A 3,345-nucleotide genomic window follows, 5' to 3' on the forward strand; every position below is an offset into this window, starting at 1 on the left:
CTGGATACAACTGCTTGTACAAAGCAAGTGCCCCTGCCACATAAGGAGAAGCCATCGAGGTTCCACTTAAGTATGCATATTCACTTTCATTTTCTTCTATATAAGTACTATAGATCTGCACACCTGGAGCAACAAAGTCCAGGGACTTTCCTTGGTAAGAAAATCTAGCTTTCTCTAAATCTTCGGTAACAGCTCCGACACTGATGACATTGTCATAACGGCCAGGATACATGACATCATCTGTGAGCTGCCCTTGTCCTGTTTTGTCATTCCCAGATGCCGCAACGATGAAAATTCCTTTATCATGCGCCTTATCAATCATTTTCTTTAACGCGGTCGATGAGTATGGAGAAGTCAAACTCAAGTTAATGATGTCGACGTCTTTTTCAATCGCCCATTGAATACCAGCAATCACGTCCGTCTCATTCCCAATCCCTTCACTGTCTAGTGCTTTGATTGAATAAAGCTTAGCTGCCGGTGCAACGCCAAGCGTTCCTATGGAGTTGTTCTGAGCATTAATCACGCCCGCTACGTGGGTGCCGTGTCCGTTGTCGTCTTCATACGATGATCCGTCTCCGACGAAATTCACACCGCCTGCGACTTCCAAGTCTGGATGATCGCGGTTAATTCCGGTATCAATGACCGCCACCTTCGTACCATTCCCATTGATTTGCAAATCTCTGGAAGCATTCGTACCGGTTGCGTCAAAGCCCCAGTTTCTTACCTGCCTTGTGGCTTTTACTTTTTGATCTTCTTCCACCCAGGCAACTTCTGGATTCGCCTCTAGCTCAGCCATTTGATCCTTGTCTACAAAAACAGAAATCGCATGAATGGGTTCATAGGTATGAATGACTTGGTGAGGAGTATCTTTCAAAATCGTGGTGTCGATCTCATTCTCAAATCCGATGATCACCCGCTCAGTCTTCTCATCTGCCAATGATGATTGCGGGAAGCTAACCAATCCGATGAGAAAGATAAGTAACAGATGTCCGATGTACTTCTTCAAATGACTTCATCTCCTATGGATAAATTAAAAAGCGGACAAATTGTCCGCTTTTCACATGTTAATACTTCCAATTATAGTAATCTACGATCCCTAAGTAAATAGCTTTGGCTGCACGATCTCGATAATAACTCGATCCTAGCTTATAAGCGTCCGAATCATTGGTAACAAATCCAAGTTCCACTAGCGCTGATGGAAGTGGCGTTGCGTGGATCACGCGATACGGAATATCCTTCACTCCACGGTCTTTGGCATTCATAGCCTCTACCACACGATTTTGGATGAAATGAGCGAGTTTATAACTATCGTAAGCTCTCTCACTTAGTGCTGCAGAAGAATAGTAAGTTTCTACCCCACTGACATCTTCGTTGTTTGGAAAAGCGTTCGAGTGAATGCTAAGGAATGTATCCGCCCCATGATCAACTGCGTAATCCACACGTTCATCCAGCTCAAGGAAAGTATCGTCATCACGTGTCATCACGACATTAATATTGGAGTTATTCAGGTAATCACGGACACGTTTAGCAACATCAAGATTTATTTCTTTTTCTACCAAGCCATTATCGGATGCGCCTGGATCATGATCCCCATGGCCGGCGTCAATCGCGATTGTATGTCCCCCATTGTTGCTTGGCTTGTCCATGATGTAAGCACCATGTACATAAGCAGTGGAGCCGTTATAAGCAAACATGACCCAGCTGCCGATTTCTTTATAAATCTTAATAACAGCGCCTTCTGTCAATTGGCCAATTTTTGAGTAATTTGTTCCTGGACCTGAACGAACGTTCAAGATTCCGGTAGAAACAACTTTTTCATCGATGACTTCTAGATCCTCACCATCGACTTTATATTTCGGGTTCATGCCACGGGCAACAAGCAGCGCATACTCTTCTCGAGTAATCGATTTTTGCGGTTTAAATGAACCGTCTGGATAACCATTGGCGATGCCGGCTGTAGACACTTTGTCGATCGCCTTAGACAGCGCGCCGCTGTTGGGAACATCGCTGTATTTATTTCCGGTTGTTTCGTCTAAATTAAAAGCTTTGGAAATTAAGTATGCCATCTCTCCTCGAGTAATTTCATTACGAGGCTGATATGTACCATCCGGATAACCGGTGATGATCTTCTGCTCGTAAGCAGATTGTATGTACCCTGAAGCGTATAAGGATGAGGATACATCCGGGAAACTAGTACTCCGCTTCGTTCCATTTAAACCTAAAGCACGTCCAACCATTGTAGCGGCTTCCTGTCTCGTAACAGAATTCTTGGGTCTGTAAGTTCCGTCGGGATAGCCTGTAACGGTTCCTTTATCGATCAGATAATTAATTTCATCTGCAGACCTGTCTGGGATATCGCTTAACGAATTTGCATGCACAACGTTAGCTGGAAGAAAAGATGCCAGCATCAAAACAAAAGTGGCAAACAACAAAGGTACAATCTTCCTTACCATAATTTGATTCAATCTCCCTTTCTACTGTTCATTATATTTCTACTATCGACATTATACGAGGTAATGTTAACCAATAGAAGGTCACTATTCGACATTTTAGTAAAAATAGGTAAAAAGTTTGAAATGTTTTTGTAAGAAAAATAATCAAAATGTAATAGTTTTTCTTATTTTATTCCATAAATTGGATGGTAATATCGGATGGTTACACAAAAAAGCTGAGGCCGTGTAGGTACACGAACCTCAGCTTTCAATGTTTTATAGTTAGACGAAACGTCACTTACTCTTCTTTGAAACGATCGTCTTCGGCACGAGCTAAGAACATGGCGAACTCAGCACGTGTCGTGTTGTTGTCCGGCTTGAACGTACCATCTGGATATCCGATAGTAATCTTATTCGCAGCCAATGTGTTGATGTAATCTTGTGCCCAATGATAAAGTGGAACATCTTTGAAACGATCAGAGGTGCTGCCTTTCAGGTCGTAAGCTTCTACGACAATCTTGGCCATTTCAGAACGTTTCAGATTCGCTTTCGGATCGAAGCTTCCGTCCGGTGAACCATTCATGATGCCCGCTTCCGCAATCGCTGCAATTTCTTCGTACATGTAATCGCCTTTTTTAACATCAGTAAACCCAGCATCTTTCGGATTATCTGTGTCTAAGTCGAAGGCACGTACAATCATCGCTGCCGCATCTGCACGGATGATTTCATCATTCACGCCGAAGTTTCCATTCGGGTAACCGTTGATAACGCCTGCAACATTCAGCTTCTCAATCGCTTTTTTACCCCAGAAATTATCGGAAACATCGTCAAAGTCTTTGGCGTCTTGATCAGATTTGTAAATCGTGATCATCTTCGTCGTTTTGTTTCCGCCAAAGTCGGTAAGCTCGAATTC

At 43.1% G+C, this 3,345-nt stretch carries 3 protein-coding genes; all 3 read right to left on the minus strand.

Features of this window, described 5'->3' with window-relative positions; genetic code table 11:
- Nucleotides 1-1,006, minus strand: a 1,006-nt coding sequence (locus tag LD39_RS12955) for a S8 family peptidase (protein WP_035547458.1), incomplete at its 3' end; no start/stop codon positions are given.
- A 58-nt stretch (nt 1,007-1,064) separates the two neighbouring features.
- A complete protein-coding gene (locus LD39_RS12960; RefSeq protein ID WP_197061427.1) occupies nt 1,065-2,465 on the minus strand; it encodes an N-acetylmuramoyl-L-alanine amidase in 1,401 nt (466 codons plus the stop codon).
- Between the two features lie 265 nt (nt 2,466-2,730).
- On the minus strand, nt 2,731-3,345 hold a 615-nt coding region (locus LD39_RS12965), incomplete at its 5' end, for an S-layer homology domain-containing protein (RefSeq protein WP_035547463.1).

It is taken from the genome of Halobacillus sp. BBL2006, from assembly GCF_000786645.1.
In the GTDB taxonomy this organism is placed as follows: Bacteria; Bacillota; Bacilli; order Bacillales; family Halobacillaceae; genus Halobacillus.